This window comes from Salinisphaera sp. Q1T1-3, assembly GCF_003602005.1.
Classification (GTDB): Bacteria; Pseudomonadota; Gammaproteobacteria; order Nevskiales; family Salinisphaeraceae; genus Salinisphaera.
On sequence record NZ_QZWD01000041.1, the window covers coordinates 1 to 877 of the forward strand.

Below are 877 nucleotides of genomic sequence, written 5' to 3' on the forward strand. Positions count from 1 at the left end.
TGGGTGCAGAAATCCGTCAGACCTAAGGAGCGACCCGGATGAACACGCATAAGAATGCGCGACTCACCGTTCACAGTCGACAGGTGCTGGTGCGTCGAGTGATCGAACAGGGCCTGAGACCGGTCGACGTCGCCCAGGCCATGGCGGTGAGTACTCGCACCGCCTACAAATGGCTGGCGCGCTATCGCAGCGAAGGCTGGGCCGGGTTGTGGGATCGAAGCTGCCGGCCGCACCGAGGCCCGCATCGGACCTCAGCCACGCAGCAGGCGCGCATCCGTCGCCTGCGTCGCCAGCGGCGTATTTATTCGGCGATCGTGCGTCAGACCGGCGTGCCGCGCGCGACGGTCGCGCGCGTGCTCCAGCGGGCCGGCCTGAATCGATTGTCGGCGCTGGACCCCTCGCCGCCCGTCCGACGCTACGAACACGATGCCGCAGGCGACTTGTTGCATCTGGACATCAAGAAAGTGAATCGTTTTGCGCGCCCCGGCCATCGCGTGACCGGCGACCGGCGCGGCAAGTCGCGGGGTGCCGGCTGGGACTACCTCCATATGGCCATCGACGATCATAGCCGGGTGGCGCATGCCACGATCTGGCCGGACGAAACCGGGGCCAGCGCGGTTCGGGCGCTGATCGCCGCGTTACGTTACTACCGCCGCTTGGGCGTCCAGTTCAAAGCCGTACTCACCGACAATGGCGCGTGCTATCAATCCCGGCGCTTTGCCACCGCCTGTCGTCGACTCGGGCTTCAACACAAGCGCACCCGGCCGTACCGGCCGCGGACCAACGGCAAAGCCGAGCGCTGGATACAGACGGCACTGCACGAATGGGCCTATGCCCGGGTCTATCAAAACGCCGATGAGCGTGCGAACTATCTGCC

The 877-nt window shown here is 65.8% G+C and carries 1 protein-coding gene; it reads left to right on the plus strand.

All coding sequences use genetic code 11. The annotated features are described in order from the left end of the window. Positions 1-38 precede the first annotated feature (38 nt). Positions 39-877: IS481 family transposase (locus D3260_RS17075; RefSeq protein WP_120099812.1), on the plus strand; the 839-nt coding region annotated here is incomplete at its 3' end.